The sequence below is a fragment of the Ruegeria sp. CF1 genome (genome assembly GCF_056537445.1).
In genome coordinates this window covers 218,656-244,881 of the sequence record NZ_JBQFRN010000005.1, presented here as the reverse complement: position 1 = coordinate 244,881, position 26,226 = coordinate 218,656, and the positions used below count along the sequence as shown (strand labels likewise).

Genomic DNA, 26,226 nt, shown 5'->3' with positions numbered 1-26,226 from the left:
ATTTGCTCTGCACCTCGGATTACGACGATTTTTGTTGTGGTTTTTCGCGAGCAGCTCGAATGCTCTGCCGATAGCGGTCAGCGGCGTAGCTCTGACGAGCCGCCCCATCCTGATTGCGGGCTCTGTGCTCTATGTCCCGACGCGCTTGCATTGCGCGAGACGCGCTGTCACGAATGCCGGTCCCGTCGCGGGCTGCAGAAGCCATCGCAGCGGCGGTTTTGCCACCGGCCACCGCGCCACGCCCGCCATCAACTGCTGTTCCCAGCGCGCCTCTGGCGGCTGCTGCAGCACCGGTTGCAACGGCAAGGCCCGATGACGCTGACACAATAGCTCCTGACATTCCCCCAGCGAGGGATGGGATCTGTGTAAGCATGACGATAGCGACGATACAGATTGCAAGAAAACGCCCGCTGGCTTCCATATCATTGACATCAGACAAGGAACCAAGCTCCGAGGCGAAAAGCGCTTGGATCAGCGAGACAATCCCTGTCAGCACAACTATGACCATGACGAGGCCCACGGTCGTTTTCGCCCATGCGGCAAAGATGTTTGCAGTTGCCGAGCTTAAAAGCGTTGCAATGAACACGGGTGCCAAACCGAGAAGGACTGCCATGCCGCCCTTGGCGATTAGTGCCATGCCAGTGCCAAAGGCGACGATAACCGCCCCGACAACCCACAAGATTGCGCCTGTAATGCTCAAGCCCCACGTGGCGTTCTCGATAGCTGTTTGACCCATGATAAAGCATTGAAGCGCAATCTCATCGAGCGCCTGCCATACATTTGTGGTGCCAGTGAGCGCCCCGGCAATGCTGTCCGGCAAGGTTTGAACGCCTTGATAGATTGGCTGAAAAAAGGACCAGCTTGAGGCCATTCCGATGATTATCGTCGCCCGAATGAGCCAGCCGATATAACCACCCAACCCTATTTCTCTGATCTGAAGTACGCCGTTGATCAGCATCGCCACGAAGATCAGTGCAGCAATAGCCCAGAGGGCGGATGCGAGATCCGCCGCAAGGCTGGTGTATGCTTGCTGAGAAAAGTTGCTGATTGCTGTTTCAATCGAGCTGACGAAATCCTGAATCACGGCCCACAAGCCTCCTCAATTACAGGGCGCAGCGCTTCCAAGCGTGCTTGCTGCGCTTCTTTGAGCGATTTGAGTTCGCTGGATGGCTTCGACCAGAAATCGTCCTGGTTTGCGCCCACCAACTCGATTGCAGCTTCGCGGCTGAGATTGCCGAGCGGGCATTCAGTGCTGAATGCTTCATCGGCTTTGCGTAGTCGGCATTGCTCAATGGCAAATTCATGAGCAGCTATCACTTGCTCATTCAGAATGGCATCGGTCCAGTTGCCAACGACATACTGTTGATCCGCGCCCTGACCAGCGTTAGCGAGCTGTTCAACCCCGTATTCCTTCAGGGGTTTTTTGAACGCTCGCACGCCCGAGTAACCAAGACAGGTCCGATATTCCCCAAATGTCCAATCAACATTGGGGGGAAACGGCAGTCTGGCCTCAGCACTGGCCGACGACGCTAAAAGCGTCGCCGTCAGTGTGATCAGGGCGAAAGTGGTGCGGCTTTTCATTGGGTTTCTCCTCTTGCGTAATTGCTAAGCGTCTTTAGGTCCGCTGCGTTTGCAGCCAGATCCGTGCCCGACGCCAGAGCATTAGCCGAGGTTGTGCGCAAGATTTCAATTTCAACTTGCAAGAGTTTCAGGAGAATCGCCGTATTGTAGTCGATTGCGTCCTTCAGATCTTCTTGCTGACCGATTTCACCGCGCAGCTTTTCGGCATCTTCGGCGAGCTGACCGGCCATGTCATAGCCATTCTCACCCAACGCCGATGCCATAAGGCCCGCGCCACCACGTTCAGACAGGATGCGACGAGCTGCTACGTCTGAGCCATTAAACTCTGACAAGATGCCACCGTTGAGGCCGAGGTTGATGGATCGACGTTCCATTGCCTGAGCAGCGACATCGGGCAGCCCGGAGATACCGCCTTCTGCCGCGTCCAGTGCGTAGCCGAGCGTGTCAGCGGCGGTCGCCAGCTTCAAAAAGCTACGGCTGTTGAACTCGTCCAGATCCGTCAGGCCAGTGATAGTCTTGAAGGAGTTTTCGAGCAATGCCCGCTGTTGTTCCAGTTTCTCGTACTGTTCCAGCAATTGCTCGTACTGGCGGACCATTTCAGCGATTTCTTTGGCAGAATTGGCGGCGTCCTGTGTGATGGATGCAGAGTCCACCACCGGAACACCTTGGGCCGACACCACGACGGGCAGGGCGGCCAGAACCGAAACAGCAATGGTTGTGCGGAATTTCTTTGAAATATTCATCAGACAAGCTCCAGGTTTTCAGGGGGGGTCATGCGCTCAAAGTCGCAGGCGCATTTGCTGCGATAGCCCGAATAGGTGCTGGTGCAGGCAGAGACGGCAGCCAGAACGACTAGGGCGATTACAAGGCGGGTTTTCATGTGATTTCCTTCCAGAAGTTGGGGTTTTGTCGCCAGTCAGGATCAGGGAACGACTTTCCGTCTGATCCGCTCAGAACACGAAGAAGCGGGCCGAGAGCGCCGACATCGACATCGAGCCAAACACTCTCATCACCTTTCTTCATGAGCATTACGCGGTCGCCAAAATGCGCCCGCAACGCGCCCAGCTCCGCGTCGTTCAAACCGAGCGCCTGGAAATCCGCTTCCTTGCCGGATCGGGACGGGAACAAAAGCTGAGTGCTGGTGTTTACCAAAATGGAATCGCTGGCCTGCGACGACAGGATGTGTTTGGGGCTTTGCGTCATCAACATCATGACGACGTTCAACTTACGGAACGTGGTGAAACCATTTTCGAGGATTGCTGCGCCGTACTCGTTCCCGGCAATTTTCCATGCTTCATCAATGACAAAAACAGAGGGGATTTTTTCTGCGCAGCGATGCTCTAACCGACGCATGACATAGCTGATCCATGCCAACCGTACCAATTCGTCATCCAGAACCTCGGAAATGTCGAACGCAAGATGCCGATCGTCAGAGGCGAAAGGATCTGTGCCACCCTCGCCAAACATCCAGGACAGCCGCCCATTGCCCGCCCATTCGCTGGCCCGTTTGTAAAGGTTCTTACCGTCATCAAAGGCTCTGAACCGCTCCACCAGTGAATCGAAATTCTGTAGCTTCGGAGGCAGAGTCGCATTGGCTTGGCACGCCTGCGTAATTTCGTCTTTTTGCTCAGCCGTTAGAGGCTCATCATAACTTAAAAGGGCGATGACCCAATTTGCGAGCCAGCTTTGACCAGCCTCATCCGTCTCCGTTTGGAATGGATTCATGCCGGTGGGTTCACCGATCCTGACACGAATGTATTGTGCCCCAAGCGCACGCATGGGTGCTTCCATCGCCCGGTCTTTGTCGAACGCGATGATCCGCGCGCCCTGAGCAACAGCCGTTGTCGCCAACAGCATCGCAATCACGGTTTTACCCGAGCCATTCGGCCCCAGAACGATTGTGTGGCCGGAGGGCAGGTTTTCAGCGTCTTTGCTGGTCTTTTGCTGATGCAAGGACACGTCATAGCGGTCGCCATGTGTCGTTGGAAACGTCGCTAACGGCCCCGGCCAAGGCAGCTTTTCCGCATCCAACCCTTTGGGGCGCATGTGGAACGCAACCATATCCGCAAAGTTCTGGTCCGTGATCAGTTCTTCACGGGCGCGGAACGCGAAATTGCCGGGATGCTGCGCGAAATACACCGCCCGCGCCGACATCGCTTCGCGCTTCACTGTGCCGCCTGAAATCTGAATTTCACCGATGATGTGTTTTTCGGCGGTTTTCAGATCTTCCTCAGTCCCGAACACGCAGATCGACAGGTGGTGCTTTCCCAGAGACATCGTGCCAGACGCAATGCCATCGGCCAGGATGGACAAGTCCTCTTCCAGCGACTTCGCTTTATCGCCTGCCGAGCGCATCTGACCCGATTTGCGGCGTTCCATTTCTTGCGCCTGTGAACGGCTGATCGGGAGGAAAGATTGCGAAATCACGACATCAACCGGCAGGTCCAGCCCGTCGAAAATGCCGGGGAATGACGCCATCGGGTAATTCTTCAGGGAATAGACCCTTATGGAGCGTTCCTGATTGTCGCCCGTAACCAGTTTGCCAGTCTTGCCCTGAAACAGCACATCCTCTTGCGGCATGTTGAAGGCGATGGGTTCTGCAATGTTCGTGTGAATGATCGGCTGATACCGACCGTTCAACAGCATGCCATAATAGCCGAGCCAACGCCCCTCGCTGAGCTTCAGCCGGCGCACACGGGCCTCGCCCAGCGTGCCCGCCAGTGTTGTGAACACACCGTCGAGCTGCTCCATCATTTCGCGGCGTTCTTCGTCAATCGTTCCTGACGACATACCGAAGATCTGTTTTGCGCGTTCATCCTGCCGCTTTTGGAGAATGGCGCTGATGATGATCTTGCGCTCTTTCAGCTCTGCATCGACGGACGCTGAGCGCATCGCCTGTGCCACGGCACCGGCGAAGCCGGTTGGAACCGTGATGACATGCCCTGTCTCAGCCGGGACGGTCAGTCGATGAATGTAAAATGCGACCTCATTTGGAGTGGTGCGCAACACACGTTCAAACCGCTCGGCCAAAAACTCGAATTCGTTTTCGTCCAGCGTGTTTGCGTTAATTCCGGTGATTTCTGCAGCGGCGATCAGACCACCGTTGCGCGTGGAAATGACCTCATCGTCCACGACATAGCCGTATGGCAACATCTGAAAGAGGCTCATTTCATCCTTGCGCCAGCTCGGCTCGATCAACGAGCGGGCAAGGGTCCACAAATCCTGTGCAGCAGGCTTAGGCACTATAGTAATCTCCCCCATGATGCTGGCGGTTTTTGGTGCGCGGAGTTTTGGAAAGGGTTACGGACAGGACGCGGAAGAAAGCCGGTTCCCATTCGTAAAAGAGGCGAAGCCCGGTGTAGAAAACAAAACCCGCAATGATTGCTGGCGCTATCCCGAACATGAAGAACGAAAGCATGGTCATCCCGAGGATCACCAGCAGATAGATCACGGGTAGGCCACCCCATTCTGCGGGGCGGCTCAGGCCGCGAAAGACCGTATTGCGGCGCGGCATCAATCAGGCTCCGATGAATGTATCAGCGAGGCCGATAACAGCACCGACGACGATAGCGATTACAGGGCCTTTCAGCGAACCCCAGCCGAACACGTAGGCGAGACAGCCCCAGATGAAGCCGACAGCGGCAAGGCTGACGCCAACGACCTTCGAGTCGGCCAGCGTTTCGTTGATGAAATCGCCAATGGCATCTTGCAGCCAGCCAGCGGAGGCGGGCGCTGCTGTGATGATGAACGCAGTGATCGCGAAAAACGCCATCTGCTGGTAGAAGTGGGTTCTTTTCATAGGTCTTTACTCACTTTGCTTAGGATGATCCGCACGTAGTTACGGGTTTCGGTGAAGGGGGGGACGCCGCCGTATTCGACGACGCGGTGAGGCCCGGCGTTGTAGGCGGCAAGCGCCAGCTTCCAGGTTCCGAACTCGCGGTACTGCGCCGCCAAATAGCGGGCACCACCGTCGAGATTTTCTGCAGGGTTCTTTGGGTTCACGCCCAGGTCTTTCGCCGTTCCGGGCATGAGCTGCGCGAAGCCATAGGCACCCTTGGGCGACAGAGCATCAGCGCGATACCGGCTTTCCTGCCAGACCAGTGCCATGAACAACTCGGCCGGAATGTCATGGCGTTCTGCCGCTGCGTGGATTTCTTTGACGATACGCTCCTGCGACCAGCCGCCCGAGGATCTGCGAGGCCGCGGTGCCTTGCCCGCAATCTCGATCTTTTCCTGCGGCTTGGCCTTGGGCGGTTGCGGCTGTTCGTCTAGCTCGTATTCCCGCATCTGGATTGGTTTCACCACGCCATCAACGATTTCTGCCCGCGCGCCGTTCAGAAACACGCTGCCATCCGGTTCGTACTCAATGACCTGGGCGAGAGCGGGGTTTGTCGCCGCAAACCACAGCAAGAAAGCCAAAGTGGAGCGACTGAAAAGCGTCCTAAGGAGTTGGTTAACAAATCCGTGATCGGATTTGATTTCGCGTTGTTTTGAAAAGACTGGCTTGGGTAGCTTTGATGGTGCCGCTTCGCTTTGATTGGCGGAGTCGGATAGGTGGTGGGTACAGCCCCATCTGGAGCTCACCACGTTCTCTCTTCGGTGTAGCACCACATGCATCGAAGAGAGTTCCCCGAGGAGAACATCACTCGTTGTTATGTAGTTCAACCAAGATTCGAAGGCCAAGGCGATACCCTTTCCATTCCTCTAAATAGGTCAGTAGTTTTTACATAATTACTATTATGTGGTTCGGTATTGGATCATCTGAGCAGCAAGAAATTGGATGCCGGGACACAGCACTGAGCCTTTCGCGGGCTTCGTAGACAGCCAGCGTTCAGCTCGGATCAATCAGCCTGAAGGTCTGACCAAAGTGTAGGGGATGTCCTGCTCGCCGCTGTTGCCGGTCAGTGCCGTGCGGTCGTAAGCTCAGACACGTTGTCTGAGTTCGCACCCATTGACTCTGGCGCGATGCTATCCAATCTAGGATCGGCATCTAGGACTACTGTTTTTACCATAGTACAGTTCTCTCTTGATGTTGAAGGAATGCCCGGATGGATTTGGGGCGTTTCTTGTCCTGTCGGTTGTTGGCGCAATCGACAGGACCGCTCATTGCTCAATAGTTTCGTTCCGTTTTTTGGTAATTCGTTGTCCAGTCCTTTCCTTCAACCGCACCAGGACCGGCGCTTGCCGCCGACGTATGGTCTCGCAAGACTTTCGGAAATCAGGATAGCCCCGACCTCCTGCCCTGCCACACGCCCAACCGCCAAGAAACGGTCATGCACATCCAGTTCAGGTTGGATGACCAACTCGACTTGACCTGTCGTTTGGATCAGTTCCGTGAGCCGAGCTTTTGCTTTCAATCCCAGAGCCTTTTCAGCTGCGCATTGCGGCCGGTAAGTCTCAGGTGTGTCGAAACCGATGAGGCGGTAGCGGTCGTCGCCGTGGTCGATGGTGTCACCATCAACGGCAATCACCTCGGATGCACTCAGGACCTTGGTTTGTTTTGATGGTTCAGTCCAAACCGCAGCAATGAACAAAGACGCGAGCACAGCGCTGAGAAGCAAGAGCCGTTTCATGTGCCCTGCCCCAGTATCTTGATGAGCCAGGTTCTCGAACGTGAACGATCAGGTTTTGGATTTCGCGTCCAGGGCCTGAGCTGCTTCAAGACCCTCTGGGGTAATCGACTCGATCGTATAGTCTGATTTGACGCAGAGAATGCGCCCATCACCAAATTCCTGATGATGTTTGAAGAGACCCGGCCAAAGATCGAACTCTCTGGGCTCAGCGCCCGCTCGAGAGATCTTCGACTTGCACAAGGCTCCGACATAGTTCGGCGAGCTGTAAATGCAGTGGTACTTAGGTCGTCCAAGGGATGCGAGTCCGATAAATTCGTAGCGGCATGTAAAGGGAACCTGATCTTCTTTCAGGCCCCGGACCATCTCGATGGTTACCACAGTGTATTGTCTCTTGTTGTCCGCCATGACGACCCCCTATGGGCCGTCTTCTACATCCAAAAGTTGTGGACTAAAACACAATCTACGTCAATATAAGAAAGTACGCCAATATACGATATTGGATTGTCAGAAATATATTGGCCGGATATTGCTTAGGCGATTCGCAGCAGGAGAGACCATCTTGAAACACTCAAAATCCGGAAATAGAACTCGCGCAAAGGCCCTTGCAGTTGCACTCGCTGCACTGCCGGCCACGCAGGCCAGTGCCTATCCAATTGACTGTGCCATATTCCTTTGCCTCGCCGGAGGTTGGCCAAGTTCGACTGATTGCGTCGCAGCCAAGGCGGAGTTCATTCGGCGCATCACACCCTACCCGGTCGAACCGCCGCTGCAACTGTGGCGCTGTCCAATGAACGCAGCACTAAGCGCGTCACGTCTCAGCCCAATGGAAAGATTGGATGCCATCAAGCGTTCCAGTACCAATCCCGATCCAGAACTTCCAACACACATATCCTCGGAGCCACTTCTGCTGGAGGCTGCGACTTCTGCCGAGGCGGCTCATGATTTCTTCGGACTATTCTCCGATACATCGCAGGCCACGCCAGTCAGTGTCGATCTCTCCTCTTCCGATTTCGACGTCGTCAGATCCATCAGGGTTTGGGATGTGCGCCACTACAGTTATCGCCGTCGCTCTCGGGAGGGAGACTGCGAGCGATCGCTAGATCTTGCTGTCGGCTCCTATGATGACAATGCGAGCTTTCAATGGTCTGAGACAGCCCCCGCTCCCATTCCGTCCTGGTTGCCGCTGCGCAATCGTTGCGAGCCTCCCAGCTACTTTCGTGGCGTCGGGGTGGAATGGACCGACACATTTGGGATCAGCGATTACGAGTTGGTCAAATACTGACCGGCGCGTTCATCATCAGGATGCGATGATCCTGGCTTAGCTGCAGAAATTGTCGACTGCATTTGCCCACAAGGCAGTCTGGCCCAGAGGAAATACCCAAGCCCAACAACAAAAAACCCCCGCAAGGCGGGGCCTCAGCGGGGATCTTCTTAAGTCAAGTTTGATCACCTGATTTATAGGAAGTTCCCAAATATCTGACAAGGATAAACGCGTCTGTGCGAATGGATTTTCTTTGTCTTATTGCCGAGGTTCGACCCGCTTTGCTTCGCAAACGAGAAACAGATCATGAAGCAAATCCACTCTATTCAATTTGCCACCGCGCGACACTGTGCAGGTCTACTGGAATCACGCCCAGCGAGGTCGAAGCCATGAGTTTCCGACAGGTCTCGACCGCCCGGTTTCAAGACCCGAAGCGTTTCCACAATGGCCTGCCAGACGGCTGGAACCGGGACCGGTTTCGGCAGCTCTGCGTGAGTTATGCCCAGATCAGAGGCGTATCCCCCCAATGTATTCGCACTTTTGAGATCATCATCGACATGATCTCTCCAAACGCGTTTCGCAATCCGTCCCAGGAACCTTTTTGCTATGCCCGTCAGGAAACTCTCATTGCCGGGCGTAGATTGACAGATCGGACGATCCACAATCACGAGCGCAACCTGGAAGCCATTGGTCTCATTGAACGCAGGCTTGGTGAAAATGGGGCGCGATGCAAGCGTAAGGGGCTTGGCCTCTTCCTGACGCCCGCCCTGAACCTCATTCCCGAGATGCACGACGCAGAAGCACAAAACAAGGCAGACAAGAAAGAACATGACGCGCTGCGCGGGGATCGGTCGCGCCTATACCGATATGTGAAATACAGCCTGGCGGTACTCGTTTCACTCCCCTGCCCTCCCGAATGTGCCGAAGACATGATGGAGGCATTTCGGTCCTGGCCGCGTTCCGACAAACTGAAATACATGTCCTTGGAACAGCTCAAATGCCATGTTCAGGCCGCTCATGACCTTTGGAAACGCATCGATGGGCATGTCGCAAAACCCGGTGAAATTTCGGGTGCGCCCGAAGCTTATTTCGGGTCCCATATACAAGACCAAATTGAAGAAAAAATCCTGTCCTGTAACGCCGATGGCGAGAATTCAATGCCCTCGGCTGAAGCCTCGGAACCAGATTGTTCTGGCTCCGGGCCTGACGGCCCTGCGCATTGCTTAGAAAGCAATCATCCGACGGATGCGGCAGCGCACAAGACCCAAAAGCTACCGCGGGTGAACAACCGTATTCTCTATGAGCTGGCTTCACCCGAGCTGCGCATGCATATCGATATTGCTGGAGGCGGCGTTCAGAACCCCAGCCCATCGCTTTATGCAATTGAAACCGGAATTTGGTCTCGGTTGTCGGAGATCGGCACCAATATCTCCGCCTGGCATGAGGCGATCAATCGACTGACGCTCATGGGCGCGATCCTGGCTGGAGTGATCACAGACGCAAGGTTGAGTGATCCGAAACTGCCACAGGTCGTCAATCCAGGCGGATATCTTCGGGGCATGGTTCAGGCAGATGAACGCGGAGAGTTGAACCTGATTTCCAGCTTCATGGGGCTGCTGGCGCGAAGAGCGCGGGAGGAAGACCATGGGCTTCGTTAGGGCGGAAAGGATGTTTCACAACCCTTTGAGGTTTGCGCTGTCAACTTTTCAAAATCACGTGCCTTATCGGCAGGTTTCCGCTCTGTTTCCGTCTTCTGAACAGAACTGTATTCGCATCTGTGATTGGCTACGGGAAATCCCGAGTAGTTTGTTCAGCTTTAGGTTGCTATGCGGCCTCAACGGCAGCGCGGAACAGAAAGACGGTCTATGAAAATCGCAGATATTGGCAGCTCTGAGTTGGATTTCCGGCAAACCGGGGAGGCACGCCTTCAGGAGATTTGCCGCAGATTTGGATTTGAAAACGCCTCTTATGCCCATATCGACAAGTCGCAAAACATCGTTCATGGCTGCACCACGTTTCCGTCTGAATGGACCAGGCACTATATCGAAAACGACCTGATCCTGGCCGATCCCCTCATTCGGTTCGGCGCCACTATGATCGCTCCGATTGATTGGACAGCATTCTACAACCAGTCCGACTATGCAGCGCTTTTTGAAGCCGCCAGAAAATTTGGCGTTGGCCGCAACGGCCTGACTATTCCGGTCATCAATCCTTTTGGTGAGCGAGGCGTGTTTACCGTCACATCAAATGCACCTCGCGCCGAATGGGAGGCATTGATCGCGACAATGCTCCCTGCCCTGCGCCACGAAGCCCAGATACTGCATCTGCTTGCGCTGGACGTCATCGAAACCGTCTTCAACTTCCCCTCGGATTCCTTGTCTGGTGATGAGTTGGATGTTCTGAAGATGTTTGCGTCAGGATTGATACCGTCTGTCATTGCCAAACAGACGGGAAACCCCTCTCGAACGGTGGATGCGCAGATATCTTCGATCACCACCAAGCTGAAGAGCCGGACGATCGAACAAGCGGTTGCGCGAGCTGTCAGTACCGGATTTCTCAAATGGAGCGATTTCTTCGCCGATCCGGTGGCAGAACTGGTCGATATGGAACATCGGACGCTCTGCGGCGGGATCGTCCGTTGGTCCAGCAGATCTCACGAATTGATCGCATTTGAAGAAGGTCGGTTGGTGCGACGTCTCGATAGCTTCCACTCAGTTCAGGTCGAAGATCTGGTTGCGGAATTTGGCCTCAGCCCAGCTGAAATCACCGAAGTGGTCGGAGATTCAGACGATCAAGCCCTGTGGATCAGATATCTGTGAACCAAGCCGGCGGCGCCCTTCTTCACAATAATTTGCAGCTATCAGTAGCTCTTGGGCCTGTGCTCAATACGGCTGATTTATGAAGTATTGCAAAACAAACATTGAATTGAGGTGCGTGGCAACTCACTTTGTCCGCTGTCCAAAGGTCTTCCTACCAGCTGTCGTGTTCGCAGTAATCTCGCCTACTGGTTATGATTCCTGACCCTGACCACAGGTGAATTTACTGATCGAGGGACAACTTGCATTGGGGTTAAGCTTTGCCGTAGTAACCCAAGCCCTTTAGGCAAAACCGATAATCCCGGCCATGCGATCTAACGTCCAAAACATTCCAAGACTACCGAGCGAGAAAGCAACATATCTCTGCACAAGAGGTAAGGGCAGGCTGACGCGCTTGAGCGCAAAAAACAGGGATGTCGCTGCTGCCACAAACAGTATCTGCCCGATTTCCACGCCGATGTTAAAAGCAAACAGACTGAGAAGAATGTCTTCACGACCCACTCCAATCGCTTTGATTGCGCTTGCAAATCCAAGGCCATGCAAAAGGCCGAAGCCGGCCGTAATCAGGTAACTGTGGCCAGTGCTGTGACGGCTGATTGCTTCGTTTGCTAAAAACACGATGGACAGTGCGATGCAGGCTTCAACCGGAGGGGCCGGAAGCGCAATCCACCCCAAAGATGCAAGACCCAGCGTCACTGAGTGACCGATTGTAAATGCCGTCACTAGCTTGATCAGTCGCCAACCGCTGGCAAGCAAGCAGAGGCAGAGAACGAACGCCAGGTGGTCGGCACCGCTCAGAATGTGTTCAACGCCCAGAGAAACGTAGCGAGAAAAAGTGGACTTCCAATCTCCTGACCCCGCCTGCAGATGCGCCATGTCGATTGCAATGGTTTCCCCGTCACGGGGAATAAAGGATTGAACGGAAATGCCGTCGCTCCACTGTGCCGTCAACAGGACGCCGGATCTGTCCCAGGGCAACCGCAATTGGTCGGTTGCAGAAAGAGGCCGAGTGTCGCATTTAAACTCAAATCGGAAGCCATCGACGGCACGGTGGTCCGCGTCTGACCCTATCAACGAACATCGCTCTGGCAAAATGGGAGGTTGATAGACATACGAAACACCCGGCGGGACGCTGCCTTCCAGGCGATATACGCCGGGCTCCAACTCGATAAGTGCCGCCTTTGCGAGGCCATACTCATGGGCCTGCGCCTCGAACGTTTGCAGGATAATAGCTGAGACAAACACAACGATCCCAATGCAAACCGCTTTCAGCATGTCTAGTCTTGCCCCCGGATTTCGATATCGTAACCGGTTCTGAGTTCATCAAGTCGCAAGCGGAGACTGGCGCGCAACTGGTCCAGGTGCCAATCCTCGCGCACATACTGAGCGACGTCTTCAAATCTTGCGCCCTGCGCGGGAAAACGCTGAACAACCCGAACCAGATGAAGTCCATGTTGCGATGCGATGGGACCAGTCCACTCATCTTCTGACAAAGAAAACACTTCGCGTGCGGCTTTGGACCCCAGAAAAACAGCAACCTCACTTTCGCTTGCCCGCCCGAAACTGCGCGGTAGAAAATTAACCTTGTCGCCAAGGGATTCAGGATCCGCCCCGCTTTTTAGGCTGGACAATGCCACCTCTGCTCTTTGTGCGCCTCCATCTGCAAAGAAAATCTGATCCAGCGCGATTGAACGAGGTTGCCCATAACGTTCGGTATTGGTCTGATGGAACTGTCGCAGTTCGTGTTCGGTCGGTTCCGGTACATCTTCCCGAAGTAGGTACTGCATTTTGCGCGTGAGCATTTTGCGCGCCTCTGAACCTTCATGCAGGCCCAGGTTCAGCGCTTCGCGAAACAGGATTTCGTTGTCGACATAGGCTTGCAAAAGCTGGTCGCGTTCCATCGGTAATAGCGGTCGTGCCAACTCAGCCTCGCGTGTGGCGATCAGTTGACCTACTGATGCCTCGTCGAGAATGATTGTCTCAGCTCCGGTGCCATCTACCCAACGGTCGAGAGTAAAGATAAAAGCACCCGCCAGCAAGAATTGTGCTAGCGGAGTAACTTTTAGCCAACGCCACAGCGCCATCAGCCCCTTGCTGAGTGTTGCCGTTGACTTTTCGCCACTCGACAACGGTCTCGTTGGATCACTTACCGTCATCGAGCACCAGCGGCGCGACATAGTTCGGTTCGGTGATACCGGCGCGTTTCAGGGCCAATCCGACAAGGCATTCGCGCATCAGACGATTTGCATTTTGTACGGTCATGACCGTCGGATCGCTTTCCGGTTTAATCTCGACCATGTCAAAACCCACCAGGTTGGTTTCATGGCAAAGCCGCCGCACCATTGGCATGGCTTGCAACATGGTAAGGCCACCCGGTTCCGGCGTGAACGTCCCTGGTGCAAAGCTTGGATCCAGAGCATCAATGTCGAAGGAGACATGAACATAGTCGGCAACCGACTGGGCCTCGGCGATAATTTCATCCAGCACAACTTCCCACCCGCGGTCTTCGATCTCGAACATCGTGTGATACTGCATGCCGTGCTTGCGCATCCATTCAAAGCCTGCGCGACCCGGATACCAGCCACGGACGGCGACCTGGATGTAGTTTTTACCTGGAACAAGCCCTTCCTCTACTAACTTGTAGACCGGGCTGCCATGAGTCAAAAAATGGCCAAACAGAGGCTCTGCAGTATCTGTATGGGCGTCGATATGCACAACGGCAACATTGCCGACACCATAGACATCCGTCAAACCCGCAACGTTGGGGTATTCCAGCGCATGACTGCCGCCAACGATGAACGGGATCGTCCTGCGCCCATCTTCATGCTGAACGCTGGCAATCTCACGGACAAGGTCGCGGACGACATAGGCCGTACGCTCAATTGCAAAGGCCTCATGCGCTGCGTCGCCGTAATCGACGACAGAAACATGATCGAACGGTTGGATCAAAGTTCCCATGTGCGGAACAGCAAACGACCCCCATGTCAGCCAGACGTCAGAACTGCGCGGGTCCCGCAATGCAGCAGGTCCCCACGTGCGGGCGCGCTGATCGCTTCCGATCTCGGCCCCCATGATCGCTACATCGACCTCACCGGCAGCAAGGTCTTCGGGGGTTAAAGCGACAGGTGCATGGAAGAATGTTGGAATCCCGCTCCATGCGAAGCCGCCTTCATAGCGTTGGACATTGATCGGACCGGGGTCTCGCCCCTCTGAAAGATCAGATCGTTTTTGGCGCCAGATGTCATAGGTCGGACTGTTGGGATCAAGGCTGATTACCGGGTCTCCGGTGCATTCGGGGATGACATCTTTCAGGCCATCAGGATAGTCGCAGTCAGGCGTTCCCTGGGCTGAGGAGATCTGCGGCATAACCCCGGCCATGAGTGCGATGATGAGGGCAAAACGGGTCATAACTATTTCAGTGCTCCTTTTTTTATCTACCGATGTCGCGCAACGCACGCAGTGCTCGTGCGCTGGATTACAGGACAAGTCGAAGTCGCAAACCGATGATCACATCGGTATTCGCGTCGCTGAGAGCCGGGTCAAAGACAACTTGCAGATCAGGCGTGATTTCAAGAAAGGGGCTAACCTGCGCTTTGTAGAAAAACTCAAGCCCGCGTTCGTCATTCAACGTATCGTCCGTAGGATTGCCCCACCATCCGCCGACGCCAATCCGGTCGTAGGTAAACCCAAACGGTTTCTTGACCTGAAACCCGACCGCCAGGCGGCGATCAAAATCACGGAACGTCTGGTCAGCCCACGCATAGCGAAAAAAGGCGCCTATTCGATCACCAATGTCCTGATCAGCACTCAGCGACCATGTCTCCATCCTTGGAAGGGCGTCGTTTTCTTCATCGAGCGACCAAGTTAGGCGATATACACCATCCCCAAGGTTCGGGATCGTCGGGGTCAGCGCAAATTCAACCGCATACCCGCGGTTCCCGTCCTGCCACGCATCGGTCGACAGGCCGAGATCAGTATCAGGTGCACGGACCAGACCGGCAATTGACCAGGCGTCGGTCCGATATTGGCCGTATACCCCAAGCCCCAGAAGTGCAGTGTAGGGGACAACGGGATTGTTCCCGAGCATCGGCGAGAAAAACATTTCGCTGTCGCCGTTGGCGTAACGGTTCAGGTTGATCAACGTCCGCAAAGCCAGTTTGCCGGCCTGGATCCTCCAAGTTTCGTCAGGGTTTATATACTCAAAGGCGAACATCTGTAGAATTTGATTTGAAGTATCGGGCCCTGAGTTACCTCCATTCAGCGGAGACAAGATACCCAGTTCGCTTTGAAATTCGCCTGCCGTCGTTCCGCCAATAGAGTTGGCAAATTGACCCCAGATATTGAAGGACAAATCTCCGGGGCCGCCGCGAAACAGCTCTTGCCTCGCGATCACATTGAGCTCGTTGTCGTAGACATCGCTGCCGTCGGCCCATTGCATAATCAGCCGGTCTTCGATCAGAAACGACAGCCCGTGTTTTTCTGACAGCCGGTCTTTCCAATCCGAGTAACTCTGGTACGCTTCATCAAGCCCGCCAAAAGACCAGTAGCCGTCACGCTCACCATAGGGTTCAAAAACACCCGAAATCTCACCGTATTCGAAAGGCGGTTGTTCCTCGGTTACTCCGGGATTGGCAGAAAAAACCAATGTCGCACCAGCCCAGAACAGCCCTTTTGGTGAGAAAACACGCTGAGTTTTTGTTGGTGCCAGCATGTATGATTGATCCAGCGTTGCGTTGCGACATTTGTAGAGTTGTCGCTGGATCGGTATAAGTTACCCAAGGTTACCATTACTATGGATGATAGGGAGAATAACATTATCCATATACAATCTTAAGGCGTATTCATGAGTGACGGTCGTAAATTTGATCAACAAACCCGACAAGCGCTGGAACGCGAGCTAAACTTTGTTTTGTCGCATCCGCAATCGACGCTCAGCCCCATGAATCTCAGGCTGCTCACGTTTTTGGGCCGGGATGGCGACGTTGAGTGCACACAGGAAGCGATTGCGGAACATGTCCTTGGCCTTGGGACCGATTTTCAACCTGACGCTGACGCCCACGCCCGTATAGCGGTCAGCCGGCTTCGGAAAGCTCTGTCCGGTTTCTATGAGACATACGGCGCCTTCCGGGCAATGCGTTTGGTTATTCCCAAAGGATGTTATCGCATCGATATACGTCGAAATGACCCGATATTGGGCTCTGAGATTGCTGCAAAAAACACTACGCCTGCCTTCGCATGGACGCTAACAGAAGACCGCAACAAAGAGGTGCCCGCTTGGGGACACAAGCTCGAAAAAGAGTTAGTCTTGCAATTTTCGCAATCCGCTCTGGTTCATGATGGCGCACTAAAGGCGGACCGGTTGCCGGAATCTTCGCCAGAGCGCGCACTTGCGATGTGTCGGGAAACGGGCCTGCCGCTACATGCTCATATTCGGATCACCGGCAACAGCGTAAGACTTCTGGTGATAAATGCGCGCGATGGAGCGATATTGGCGAAGCGATTGTTTTCGGAAATGACTGAAAACAGTTTGGCAGTGTCCGCCCAGGACATTGTTGCTTCACTTACTGATCCGCTGCAAAGTGAGATCCCTTACATACTCGCAAAACAGCAACCGACCAGTCGACTTGCGCTTGCCATGACGTTTTTTCGGTTTATGACAACACAAAATCGCAGGCTCTTGCCATCAAGCCTTTCTGCATTCAGCGACGCTCGCAATTCAAGCTTTTCATCCCCTCTGATTGACGCCCTACACATTGATGCGCGTCGGGCAAGTTACGGTTTTGCGACCGATGAAAATATCATCTTGCACGAGGGTTTGGTTGAATCCGCAACCCGGGTCTTTGAACGCGATCCAATGCAGCCCTATGCTTGGCTTTCACTCGCCTACATCAGTAATGCGGTGGGAGCTGACCTGGCTGACACAACAGATCTTTCGATCCTTGCGGGGGCACAGGTGTTTGGCTCTCCGGCAGATGACTTGAATTTTCTGTGCTCACTGAGCCCGAATACTCCGCTTCAGATGCTATCCGGGAAATCACAGCGTATGACGGAAGGAGACAGTTTCATACTGCGTGCCGCCAATATCGTTCAGGCGATGAAAAGTAACGACAAGGATGAGTTACGGCGCTTGATCTCCGAGCCTGAACCCGCCGACAGTTTCTGGTTACCCATCTTTCAGTGCGCTATCGCCGCTGAGTTGGGACAAAAGACACTCGCACAAGAGGTTTATGGTCGCCTCAAAGCCGATCTACCCGAAGTTGGAGATTTTGCCGGTCGTGCAGTTGTCACGATGATACCTGACAGCGACATTCATGAAAGACTACTGCTTGAACTCAATCAACTCCGATAGTCCTTGAGCCTCAATCCGCGGCTATACTTGGTGCGACGGACACGTCAAGCCGGATCAGGACCTGATGCGTCACGTACCTTCTAACAGCGTTTTTTGCATATCAAAGATTGTTGCCCTGAGAGCCGTGTCATCAATTCGAACAAGACCTTCACTACTGCGCTGTGTATCCATTATGGTGGCCATCACTACAAGCAAGACGCCGGAAAAGACAAAGGTCCGCCAGGTTAATTTTCGACCCACAATGCCAGCCCTGTTTCCAAGCAGGAAAAGAGCAACCAGCGCCGCAGCCAACATCATCGTTTGGGTAACATCGGACACAGGAGTGGACAGTGTTTCCACGCGGTAAAGATGTGCATCAATCGTATCGTTTATTGCGCCACCTACAAAAACCTTGATAGGTGCGGGCACCGGGTCATCCGTCGCGCGCAAAGTAATGGGCCATAGTTTTGCCTGGGCATCAAGCGTTCGAGCAATGAAGTTCTGGGCGGCCTCTAGAGTATCTATGCTTCCATCGCCGGGCAGAATCCTTGTTTCGGCATATTCAAGTAGAGCACTTTGCAACTCCAAACGACCCGGTTCGGGCAAGAAATCAGCGCGCAGGAAGGCCGTGCCAATTGCTGCTGACTCATTGACGACGGCAGACTTCCTCATTTGAGAGAGAGTCAACGCATTGCCGAAACTGAAGGCAAGCAACAACCCAAGAAGCGCCAAAATTGCTCCAAGCGTAGTTTCTCCTACGACCTGATCGACAGGTTTACCGGCATCGACTAAAGCCTTTCTTCGCAAGGCGCCTGCAAAGTAACCGCAGATTGCAGCTGTGGGCAAAATTACTATGAGAACCAACATGGCAACTTCAATCGAAAGTAACGGCAAGCTGATCTGGTTGTACAACGCGGCGGTTCTATCGAATTCCAATGCTGGCTCCATGTTCAACATTTTCTGGAAACAGAAGGACTCCAAACGGCGTGCAATTTCAAGCACTGTAGATTAAGTTTCTCACAACGTTCACACGTGCTCTTCAACACCGATTGCCTACGCGGGTGTTGGAAACCGTTCTGGGATCAGTGTTAATAGCGGAGTGACAGACGGGCTATGCAGTGTAGGCAAGAAAGCAATTGTTGCGGCTACGTCGAAGGATCAATATCGGAAAAACCAAGAGCTAGCATTAAAAGCGAAACAGCCCCAAGCCATGCCGCCGCAACGCGGAAGGCGACTCCGACCCACGGTTTTCTGAAGCGTTCCCTGACAAAGACGAAAGCACCCAAAAGGTACAACAAGCCAACATTCGCGCCGACCATTGAACCGGACATCGTGAACAGCCTGTCTCGCATGGGCCCGTCGTTCGGAACGGATGCATCACCGATCAAAAACGCCCCAACACCGATCAGGGCAATGGTGAAGGGACTCCACATTCCAGGCAAAAGCGCGGCAACGGAACACGCGACAAAAGCGGCCGCAAACATTGTTGCGTCGAGTTCTTCAAATCCAAAGGCGATGATCAAACCGGCAAGGCTGGCCAAAAGAAAAGTGAATAGGAGCCATTGCGCCATTTTAGGTTGGAAACCGCCAGCAACCAGACCGAGGCCAAACATGAGAAGGGCCTGCGGAGGTGTGGAAAAGGGGTGGATCAGTCCGACATAGAATCCTTCAATGCCAGGCATGGCACTATGCGCCCGCGCGGGCTCAGCTGCGAACACCAAAGGAAGGTAGACAAGTCGCTTACACACGTCCACCCTTATGCAACACCAGTAAGAAATGCGATCCCTGCGAAGGCAATTAGCCCCCCAGCGCCGCGGACAGCAACTCGGCCGGCCGGCCATCGAACAAGTAATCCGAATGCGATACCAACCAGGTGAAGTAGCCCGGTCGAGATGACGAAACCGACTGCATATGCAAATGCATTCACCGTGGCCGGAAGTTCAGTGCCATGTGCATAACCATGGAAGATTGCAAAAGAGCCAACGACGACAGCACATATCCAGATCGGCGGTCTAATAGCAAATACAATCATTACTCCCAACACGACAGCAGACAGTGCGATGCCCGTTTCGATTGCAGGGATGGGAATACCGATTATGCCTGCAACGGCCCCTAAAGCCATGACAAGCGGGAACACAATCGGCAAAGTCCAGATTGCCGGTGCACCCAGAAACGCGCCCCAAAGGCCCACTGCAACCATGGCCGCGACGTGATCCCAACCAAGGATCGGATGAGTAAAGCCTGCAACGAACCCACCGCCATATCCGTCGCCGGAGTGGGCGTATGCAGCAAACGTTGTAGTGAAATAGGCGAATGAAATTGCGATTAGGCAGTTTGTGATACGGATTGGCAAAACGACCGCCCCTTTTTGATATTAGATTCCGATGACCATAGGTTACACATTCGAATAACTCAACTTGAGATGAGCAGCAAATGTGGGCACATTCAGTAGGAAAACTCCCCCTTGATCGACGCACGAACCGTTGGTTCAGTTGAGGCTATGGGTGTTCGAACCGGGCAGTGTCGGGAGCGGAGCGGATACATCCCTCATTATTTGACATAATTGCAATTACGCCGCATCAACGTGAGTTCACAGCCGTTAATCCAGGATGTCAGCTACTCCTTAGAACGTGTCTGCTTGCGCAAATTTCCGAGCAAGCGCAGATATAAGGTCTGTCCGAGTAGCGATACCAGTGATCTTTCCGTACTCAAATACAGGAACACCATCGATATCACCGTCCGCCATCATGGTCAGTAAGTCACCTACGAGAAAATGGGGCGTTGATCGAGGACCGGCAACCCTCATTACGTCGCGGGCGCGCATCGGCATTTCCATTGAATTCACGACGGACGGCAAAGACATGAACCGGTAATTTCAAAACCTCTTCGTGACCCGCAGCTACTAGATCATCTGGCACGAGAAACTGCGTGTTGTTCGGCGGGTATAGGCGGTGGTGAAATTTCTGAGTCAAATTGTCCGACAGGATCGTGACCTGCTCAACCAAGTTGCACGCTCAATCACTATGGTAGTGTCGATTGCGCAAATCGAGTCATCTGACCATTTAGGATCAACTATTCGCATCCGTTATGGCGACGCCACATTGCGGGGTCGTGGCCCGCTGGGACAGTTGCACAAGGGTTATCAGCGTAGCCACGAAGTACGTTGTATTTTTGGATTTGCTCGTCGGTCAAAAGGTCAGGTGTCACCAGATGGGCGGAAAGATGAATCATGCGGAGTTCCGTGCGCGCGGATTCGCTTTCCGAAAGCAGTCTGGCCAAGGCACTTCGATCCAATCGACCACCCGCGAATGCGGCATCCAAAGCGGTTTCCGCAGCAATCAGTCTTTCACCCGCCAAGATCGCTGCCGCGCGCATCCTGTGGAACTCTTCAGTAATAGCTGTAATCTGTTTAGCGTTCAGGTCGAGCTCTTTGCGCAATTCCAGAACGTGAGCGGGTCCGGGACGACCATTGAGTTCGGCCGGAAGTGCCAGCCCCCAACCACGACCTTCACGCAGGTCCACTATATCCTGCGCCGACAGGCTTTTAACCTCCCGCGTCTGCATTCCCGCATACGGCCTGCTAGTTCCATCTTGATGAACGTGCTGCGCAATCGCGCCGCTCGCCAATAGGATGAAACCAAGCCCCGCTAAGAACCGAAAAGAAAGTATCATGGTTGAGCCTCTTCTGCTTCGCAGATCGTTCATATCAGGCATCACGCTCCATGATCCACTCGACCTCAGGCGCGGGCACGAAGCGCCACTTGCGCAAGGGGCCGGCCATGACGTTAAGGTAATACATCTCGAACCCGTAGGGTGCACCGCATGGGTGGTGGCCGCGCGGGACGAGCACGACATCGCCGTCCGAGACCGCCATGGTTTCATCGAGGCCCCCGTCGTCTGTGTAAACGCGTTGGATCCCAAATCCAGATGCCGGATTCAGCCGGTGATAGTAGGTCTCCTCAAGATACGTTATCCGGGGATAATCGTCTTCATCGTGGCGGTGGCTCGGGTAGCTTGACCAGTGGCCAGCAGGGGTGAAGACCTCTGTAACCAGCAGACTGTCGCAGTAGTCTTCGTTTTCCATCGCGATGTTGTTGATGTGGCGGGTGTTGGTGCCCTTGCCTCGTTCGGTGAGAGTGATGCCATCGGGGCCGATGCGCCGTGCCTCATGCCCACCCTGCCCCGGTGCTGAACATACCGCCAGAACACAGTCCGTCTCGGCCTGCGCTTCCCACTCGGTGCCGTTCGGCAGATACAGGCAATGTGGTGGGGTCTTATCAAATACATCCATCCGCTCTCCCAGTACGCCCCAGTCCTGCCCAGCACCTGTAATCGCCGCTTTGCCCTCGACCATCACGAGGATGACCTCACGGTCGCCCGTTGCTTCTGCTGCAGTATCTCCCGCCTTCAGCTGATAAAGCGAGAAGCCAACATAGCGCCAGCCCGCGCTTTCTGGGGTGATCTGATGAACTTTGCCTCGTTTACCAAAGGGTCTGCAAAGGAGGTCGGTCATGTCTTTACCTTTCGATGGTCAGGCCAGAACGGCCGCTGAATTCGATGATGTGTTCATATCCAAGCCTGGAGTATTCGTAGGGTGGCGCCTTTGCCGGGTCCTGCTCGGCCTCGACGTCAATCCAGCCGCTGTAGCCGATGGCCTTGAGCCGGTCCGTGATTGCCTGAAGGTCAATGCAACCATCGGGGTCGCCGGGGCACCAAATAGACGCCCGCCTCAACTCCGTCGAAAAAGCCTCGGTCGTTAGCGCGCGATCCATCGGTATCAGTGGGCATGCGACGCCCCCGCTCAACGGCCACGTGGCCGTTGCGCGCGGCATCTTCCATCGCGTCTTCGGTGGTGAAAGCCGCGTCAGCTTCGGCAGGTCGTCGTTCTGCCACGCGATCAGAGAGATGCCGATCTTGGCGAGCATCAGTTTGCTCGCTGCTTTTTCTTGTTCTCAACATACCCGGCATATGCGGCGTTCACTTCGGGTCGGCCCGAAACTTCCGGCACGCCAACGTCCCACCATGTGCCTCCGGGTTCAGTCGAGGGATAGGGATCTGTGTCGATCACCACGACATAGGGGCCTTTGATCTCGCCTCGTTTGGCAAGCGCCTTTTCAAGTTCGGCAATAGAGCCCACTTTGACTGACGTGGCCCCCATCGCCTCGGCATGTTTGGCGAAGTCGATGTTGGAATTTTCGCCGCCAATCGCATGATCGAGCAGGTTGTTGAACTCGGCCCCACCGCAACCCATCTGCAATCGGTTGATACAGCCATAGCCCCGGTTGTCGGTGACCACGACAGTAAAGGCGATCCCTAGCATCGCCGCCGTCGCCATCTCGGAATTCGCCATCATGTAGGTGCCGTCGCCGGTGAAGCAGATCACGTCGCGCTCGGGCTCGGCCATCTTGATGCCCATTGCCCCGGCGATCTCGTAGCCCATGCAGGAAAAGCCGTATTCCATGTGGTAGGAGCCGGGACGCCTGGCTTTCCAGAGCTTGTGCAGCTCGCCCGGCATGGTGCCCGCGGCGCACATGGCGACAGTGTTTTCGTTCGACGCGCGCTGGACCGCTCCGATGACCTGCATATCGGTGGGCAGGGCATTGCCGTCGCCGGGCGCCTCCGTGAGCGGATCGACCTTGGCGAACCAGCCGGATTTGAGCGACGTCGCAGCGGTGTCGAAGCGTTGTCCCTCAAGCGCTGCCGACACGTCGGCAAGCCCCTCTTTCGCATCTGCCATCACTGGCATCGCGCCATGCTTTCTGGCGTCATAGGCCTGAACATTCAGGCTGATAATCCGGCGTGCCGGATTGGCAAAGAGCCCCCATGAGCCTGTTGTGAAATCCTGAAAACGTGTGCCGACGCCAAGGACCAAATCGGCCTCAGCGCAGACGGCATTGGCAGGTTCCCCACCCGTCACACCGATAGGCCCAAGGTTCAGCGGATGATCCCAGGGCAGTGCCGATTTGCCGGCCTGTGTCTCGGCCACGGGCACGTTATGCACCTCAGCAAAGGCCGCGAGCGCATCGGTCGCGCCGGAGTAATGCACGCCGCCACCCGCAACGATCACAGGACGTTTGGCCGCCTTGATCGCCTCTACCGCGCGCGCAAGCTCACACGAATCAGGGCGAATGCGGCGCTGATACCAGGTCGTCGGCTCGAAGAAGCTGACAGGATAATCACAGGCCTCGGCCTGCACGTCCTGACAGAAGGCCAGCGTCACCGGACCGCAATCGGCCGGATCGGTCATCGTCCGGAAGGCGCGAGGCAAAGCCGTGAGCAGTTGTTCCGGCCGGGTGATCCGGTCGAAGTAGCGGCTGACGGGCTTGAAGGCGTCGTTGGCGCTGACCGTCCCGTCTCCGAAATCCTCGATTTGCTGCAACACCGGATCGGGGCCGCGGTTCGCAAAGACATCGCCCGGCAGCAGCAGGACTGGCAAGCGGTTTACATGCGCCAGCGCCGCCGCCGTCACCATGTTCGTGGCCCCCGGCCCGATGGACGACGTCACCGCCATCGCCCGCTTGCGGCCTAGCTGCTTGGAATAGGCAATCGCAGCGTGGGCCATAGTTTGCTCGTTGTGGCCACGGTATGTCGGGAGCGCTCCGCGCGAGGCATAGAGTGCCTCACCCAGGCCAGCCACGTTGCCATGACCAAAGATCGCCCAGACCCCAGAGATGAAACTGTCGCCATCCTCGTTCAATTGCCCGGTCAGATAACGCACGAGCGCCTGCGCGGCGGTCAGTCGGATCGTCTGTGTCATGCCGCGTCCTCCGTGGCTTGGTTGCGGGCCTTGTCCCATAAGCCGCACAAGCGGGCGTAGTTTTCTGCCATCTCGCTGATGGCCTCATCGTCGGTCATCTCACCCGCCATCCAGCGCCGCGCGGCGTTGCCGAAGATCGTCCGGCCCACCGCGAAACCTTTGACCAGCGGCTGCTTGGCGGCCAGCGCGAAACTGGCGGCGAGTTCCGCCTCGGGGGCGTCGAGACCCAGAACGACGATCCCACGCGTGCGGGGGTCGTTGCGGGTGATGGCGGAGACGGCGTTGGCCCAGGCGGCTTCAGTCTTGAAAGGCTCCAGCTTCCACCAGTCGGGATAGATGCCAGCGTCATAGAACGTCTGGATAAGGGTCGCTGAGGTCGTGTCATCGACCGAGCCGACCTTCGACGGAATGATCTCCAGCAGGAATTCCAGCCCGTTGCGCCGCGCCGCCGTGAACAGCCGCTTCACGCGCGCCAACTGCATCTTCGCGGTCTTTTCGTCGTCATCGGGATGGCAGAAGACCAGCAGCTTGACCACGTTCTCCCGCGCCCATTCCCGCAGGCGACCGAAATCCTCGCCCAGTTCGGGTTCGAAGTCGATTGGTCGAGAGCCAGGCAGTTCTGTCGGACGCCCTATCCAAAGACCGGAGCCGGTTGCGTGGTGAAGCGCAGAGCGCCCGATGCGATTGTCGCAGAGAATGCCGAAACCCGGCCGACCGTTCTGCACCTTCAGAGCCGCATCAAGGCAAAGTTCCTTGAATGCCGCACCCTTCTCTTTGGTATATCCCGGCATTTCTTCCAGTTGCAGCCGGTGATCGAAGGCGAAGGTCTTGACCGATGACCAGTCGCCCGCGCGATTGGTGGCCCAATGCACCTGTTCCAGCTCAGCATCGTTGCGCAGGTCCGGGCGCTCGATTCCGCGCTCGAAGAAGAACTGAAGCTCCTCCCAACTTGGATACGCGGGCGTGCAGCCATGACGGCTGACTGCGAGAGCCCCACAAGCGTTGGCGTATTTCAACGCCGTGGGCCAGTCCTCGCCGTCAAGCCAGCCTTTGAGCAGTCCAGACATGAAGCCATCCCCTGCCCCAAGCACATTAAACACCTCGATCGGGAAACCAGGCCCAGCCTGACCGTCATCGAGATTTTCAGGAATGTCGCCTGTGAAAGCCACCGCGCCAGCTGCGCCGCGCTTGCAGACCAGCGTGGCCTTCGAGACCTGCCGGACCGCGCCCAGTGCCTCAATTGTGTCGGTCGATCCTCCCGCGATATGGAGTTCCTCTTCGGTGCCGACGATCAAATCGAACAGGTGCAATGTTGATTGCAACTTCGCTGTCACCGCTGCGCTTTCGACAAACCGGCTTTCGCCTTCTCCGTGCCCCGCAACGCCCCAGAGGTTCGGGCGGTAGTCGATGTCGAGTGCGGTCTGCACGCCCGCCTCGCGCGCAATCTCCAACGCTTTGATGGTCGCCGCTTCGACCTGTGGGTGGCTCAGATGCGTCCCAGTCGCCACGACAGCTCGGGCGCTTCTGATGAAGTCGGGATCGATGTCGTCGACCGTCAGCCCCATGTCGGCACAGTTTTCGCGGTAGAAGATCAACGGAAACTTCTCCTGATCTCGAATGCCCAACAGAACGAGCGCCGTCAGCCGGTCGGGGTCCGTCTTGACGCCATCGGTGTTCACGCCTTCGCGTTCCAGCTGCTCGCGGATAAACCGACCCATGTGTTCGTCACCCACGCCAGTGATGACCGCGGACTTCAATCCCAGCCGTGCCGTGCCGCAGGCGATGTTGGTGGGCGAGCCGCCGATATATTTATCGAATGAGCCCATATCCTCGAGCCGCCCGCCAATCTGCGCGCCGTAAAGGTCAACCGAGGATCGGCCGATCGTGATGAGATCAAGTTTCTTGGACAT

General features: G+C 55.4%; 27 protein-coding genes. 4 read left to right on the top strand and 23 right to left on the bottom strand.

All coding sequences use genetic code 11. From position 1 onward, the window contains the following. Positions 1-19 precede the first annotated feature (19 nt). From ACRZ96_RS11860 to ACRZ96_RS11815, 10 genes are all read right to left on the bottom strand, one after another. A complete protein-coding gene (locus tag ACRZ96_RS11860) occupies positions 20-1,084 on the bottom strand; it encodes a TrbL/VirB6 family protein (protein WP_480814654.1) in 1,065 nt (354 codons plus the stop codon). Next, positions 1,081-1,581, bottom strand: a complete 501-nt coding sequence (locus ACRZ96_RS11855; RefSeq protein WP_480814653.1) for a hypothetical protein — start codon at positions 1,579-1,581, stop codon at positions 1,081-1,083. The genes ACRZ96_RS11860 and ACRZ96_RS11855 overlap by 4 nt, the downstream gene beginning before the upstream one ends. After that, positions 1,578-2,324, bottom strand: coding sequence for a type IV secretion system protein (locus tag ACRZ96_RS11850; protein WP_480814652.1), 747 nt, complete (start codon positions 2,322-2,324; stop codon positions 1,578-1,580). The genes ACRZ96_RS11855 and ACRZ96_RS11850 overlap by 4 nt, the downstream gene beginning before the upstream one ends. Further along, positions 2,324-2,461: a hypothetical protein gene (locus ACRZ96_RS11845; protein ID WP_170417970.1), complete on the bottom strand. Its 138-nt coding sequence runs from the start codon at positions 2,459-2,461 to the stop codon at positions 2,324-2,326. The genes ACRZ96_RS11850 and ACRZ96_RS11845 overlap by 1 nt, the downstream gene beginning before the upstream one ends. Continuing rightward, positions 2,458-4,842: a VirB4 family type IV secretion/conjugal transfer ATPase gene (locus ACRZ96_RS11840; RefSeq protein WP_480814651.1), complete on the bottom strand. Its 2,385-nt coding sequence runs from the start codon at positions 4,840-4,842 to the stop codon at positions 2,458-2,460. The genes ACRZ96_RS11845 and ACRZ96_RS11840 overlap by 4 nt, the downstream gene beginning before the upstream one ends. Then, the gene (locus ACRZ96_RS11835) at positions 4,817-5,095 is read right to left on the bottom strand and encodes a VirB3 family type IV secretion system protein (protein WP_152460684.1); all 279 of its coding nucleotides are present in this window, start codon (positions 5,093-5,095) and stop codon (positions 4,817-4,819) included. The genes ACRZ96_RS11840 and ACRZ96_RS11835 overlap by 26 nt, the downstream gene beginning before the upstream one ends. Positions 5,096-5,098: 3 nt before the next feature. Beyond that, entirely contained in the window at positions 5,099-5,380 is a 282-nt protein-coding gene (locus ACRZ96_RS11830; RefSeq protein ID WP_170574749.1) for an HAD family hydrolase, read from the bottom strand. After that, complete coding sequence (locus ACRZ96_RS11825) at positions 5,377-5,991, bottom strand: lytic transglycosylase domain-containing protein (protein ID WP_480814650.1); 615 nt, start codon at positions 5,989-5,991, stop codon at positions 5,377-5,379. The genes ACRZ96_RS11830 and ACRZ96_RS11825 overlap by 4 nt, the downstream gene beginning before the upstream one ends. Positions 5,992-6,740: 749 nt before the next feature. Continuing rightward, the gene (locus ACRZ96_RS11820) at positions 6,741-7,154 is read right to left on the bottom strand and encodes a thermonuclease family protein (RefSeq protein ID WP_480814649.1); all 414 of its coding nucleotides are present in this window, start codon (positions 7,152-7,154) and stop codon (positions 6,741-6,743) included. Between the two features lie 48 nt (positions 7,155-7,202). Continuing rightward, the gene (locus tag ACRZ96_RS11815; protein ID WP_142638830.1) at positions 7,203-7,559 is read right to left on the bottom strand and encodes a hypothetical protein; all 357 of its coding nucleotides are present in this window, start codon (positions 7,557-7,559) and stop codon (positions 7,203-7,205) included. A 154-nt stretch (positions 7,560-7,713) separates the two neighbouring features. Between ACRZ96_RS11815 and ACRZ96_RS11810 the strand changes: the two genes are divergently transcribed. The 3 genes from ACRZ96_RS11810 to ACRZ96_RS11800 all read left to right on the top strand — a co-directional run bounded on the left by ACRZ96_RS11810 (position 7,714) and on the right by ACRZ96_RS11800 (position 11,234). Continuing rightward, on the top strand, positions 7,714-8,436 hold the full coding sequence (locus tag ACRZ96_RS11810; RefSeq protein WP_480814648.1) for a hypothetical protein: 723 nt from the start codon (positions 7,714-7,716) through the stop codon (positions 8,434-8,436). A gap of 368 nt (positions 8,437-8,804) precedes the next feature. Continuing rightward, positions 8,805-10,073 (top strand): helix-turn-helix domain-containing protein, encoded by a 1,269-nt coding sequence (locus tag ACRZ96_RS11805; RefSeq protein WP_480814647.1) that lies wholly within the window; start codon positions 8,805-8,807, stop codon positions 10,071-10,073. Between the two features lie 207 nt (positions 10,074-10,280). Beyond that, positions 10,281-11,234: an autoinducer binding domain-containing protein gene (locus tag ACRZ96_RS11800; RefSeq protein ID WP_480814646.1), complete on the top strand. Its 954-nt coding sequence runs from the start codon at positions 10,281-10,283 to the stop codon at positions 11,232-11,234. A gap of 279 nt (positions 11,235-11,513) precedes the next feature. On the opposite strand, the gene ACRZ96_RS11795 is transcribed toward ACRZ96_RS11800, so the two are convergent. The 4 genes from ACRZ96_RS11795 to ACRZ96_RS11780 all read right to left on the bottom strand — a co-directional run bounded on the left by ACRZ96_RS11795 (position 11,514) and on the right by ACRZ96_RS11780 (position 15,942). After that, positions 11,514-12,506: a HupE/UreJ family protein gene (locus tag ACRZ96_RS11795; RefSeq protein WP_480814645.1), complete on the bottom strand. Its 993-nt coding sequence runs from the start codon at positions 12,504-12,506 to the stop codon at positions 11,514-11,516. 2 nt (positions 12,507-12,508) lie between these two features. After that, a complete protein-coding gene (locus tag ACRZ96_RS11790) occupies positions 12,509-13,315 on the bottom strand; it encodes a peptidyl-prolyl cis-trans isomerase (RefSeq protein ID WP_480814644.1) in 807 nt (268 codons plus the stop codon). Between the two features lie 58 nt (positions 13,316-13,373). Further along, a complete protein-coding gene (locus ACRZ96_RS11785) occupies positions 13,374-14,639 on the bottom strand; it encodes an agmatinase family protein (RefSeq protein WP_475220427.1) in 1,266 nt (421 codons plus the stop codon). 67 nt (positions 14,640-14,706) lie between these two features. Next, positions 14,707-15,942, bottom strand: a complete 1,236-nt coding sequence (locus ACRZ96_RS11780) for a carbohydrate porin (protein ID WP_480814643.1) — start codon at positions 15,940-15,942, stop codon at positions 14,707-14,709. 420 nt (positions 15,943-16,362) lie between these two features. On the opposite strand from ACRZ96_RS11780, the gene ACRZ96_RS11775 reads away from it, so the two are divergent. After that, the gene (locus ACRZ96_RS11775; RefSeq protein WP_480814642.1) at positions 16,363-17,580 is read left to right on the top strand and encodes a hypothetical protein; all 1,218 of its coding nucleotides are present in this window, start codon (positions 16,363-16,365) and stop codon (positions 17,578-17,580) included. Positions 17,581-17,649: 69 nt separating this feature from the next. On the opposite strand, the gene ACRZ96_RS11770 is transcribed toward ACRZ96_RS11775, so the two are convergent. The 9 genes from ACRZ96_RS11770 to ACRZ96_RS11730 form a co-directional block, all read right to left on the bottom strand. Further along, positions 17,650-18,516, bottom strand: coding sequence for a hypothetical protein (locus ACRZ96_RS11770; protein ID WP_480814641.1), 867 nt, complete (start codon positions 18,514-18,516; stop codon positions 17,650-17,652). A gap of 188 nt (positions 18,517-18,704) precedes the next feature. Continuing rightward, positions 18,705-19,400 (bottom strand): HupE/UreJ family protein, encoded by a 696-nt coding sequence (locus ACRZ96_RS11765; RefSeq protein ID WP_480814640.1) that lies wholly within the window; start codon positions 19,398-19,400, stop codon positions 18,705-18,707. Next, entirely contained in the window at positions 19,316-19,912 is a 597-nt protein-coding gene (locus ACRZ96_RS11760) for a HupE/UreJ family protein (protein WP_480814639.1), read from the bottom strand. The genes ACRZ96_RS11765 and ACRZ96_RS11760 overlap by 85 nt, the downstream gene beginning before the upstream one ends. Before the next feature lie 270 nt (positions 19,913-20,182). Beyond that, positions 20,183-20,365, bottom strand: a complete 183-nt coding sequence (locus ACRZ96_RS11755) for a CBS domain-containing protein (protein ID WP_480814679.1) — start codon at positions 20,363-20,365, stop codon at positions 20,183-20,185. Between the two features lie 266 nt (positions 20,366-20,631). Then, positions 20,632-21,273, bottom strand: coding sequence for a Spy/CpxP family protein refolding chaperone (locus ACRZ96_RS11750; protein ID WP_480814638.1), 642 nt, complete (start codon positions 21,271-21,273; stop codon positions 20,632-20,634). After that, the gene (gene iolB, locus ACRZ96_RS11745; protein ID WP_480814637.1) at positions 21,266-22,072 is read right to left on the bottom strand and encodes a 5-deoxy-glucuronate isomerase; all 807 of its coding nucleotides are present in this window, start codon (positions 22,070-22,072) and stop codon (positions 21,266-21,268) included. Before iolB ends, ACRZ96_RS11750 begins: the two co-directional genes overlap by 8 nt. A gap of 4 nt (positions 22,073-22,076) precedes the next feature. Next, complete coding sequence (locus ACRZ96_RS11740; RefSeq protein ID WP_480814636.1) at positions 22,077-22,484, bottom strand: hypothetical protein; 408 nt, start codon at positions 22,482-22,484, stop codon at positions 22,077-22,079. Then, positions 22,484-24,316 carry a 3D-(3,5/4)-trihydroxycyclohexane-1,2-dione acylhydrolase (decyclizing) gene (iolD, locus tag ACRZ96_RS11735; protein ID WP_480814635.1) on the bottom strand — a complete coding sequence of 611 codons (1,833 nt, stop codon included), beginning with the start codon at positions 24,314-24,316 and terminating at the stop codon, positions 22,484-22,486. The genes ACRZ96_RS11740 and iolD overlap by 1 nt, the downstream gene beginning before the upstream one ends. Next, positions 24,313-26,226, bottom strand: coding sequence for a bifunctional 5-dehydro-2-deoxygluconokinase/5-dehydro-2-deoxyphosphogluconate aldolase (locus ACRZ96_RS11730; protein WP_480814634.1), 1,914 nt, complete (start codon positions 26,224-26,226; stop codon positions 24,313-24,315). Before ACRZ96_RS11730 ends, iolD begins: the two co-directional genes overlap by 4 nt.